Origin of the sequence: Limosilactobacillus alvi, assembly GCF_016900115.1 — a bacterium.
Classification (GTDB): Bacteria; Bacillota; Bacilli; order Lactobacillales; family Lactobacillaceae; genus Limosilactobacillus; species Limosilactobacillus alvi.
The window spans coordinates 1-346 of record NZ_JACJJQ010000096.1 but is presented as its reverse complement, the minus strand read 5'-3'; the positions used below and the strand labels follow the sequence as shown (position 1 = coordinate 346).

Sequence of the window (346 nt, the reverse complement as noted above, 5' to 3'; positions counted from 1 at the left end):
CTGATGATCACGACAGAACCGGGCAACTGGACGTGAATAGATGCCAGTTGCCTCAAAGTAAATCGTTGGTTTATTAGCAGCTCGAACCATCTTCAATAGCTTATTAAAGCCCGTCTTAGTATGATTGAAGACCATTTCTTGTCGTAAAGTTTTGTCTTGATACCAAGCAACATTACTCCTGCCCATCGAAACATCAAGGGCAATTACATCAGTCATAATAATTCTTCCTTTCAAGAGCTAGGTAAGTTCCTCTATCTAAACTTTGTAATTCATTTCCTATACTCGAACTCGTAGTCCCACAACCTGAAAATCAAAATATCAAAGCAAAGATAGCGGAGGTCATTTT

At 39.0% G+C, this 346-nt stretch carries 1 pseudogene; it reads right to left on the bottom strand.

From position 1 onward, the window contains the following. A pseudogene (locus H5993_RS09235) lies at nt 1–216 on the bottom strand (IS110 family transposase); the annotation flags it as partial. Nucleotides 217–346 lie beyond the last annotated feature (130 nt).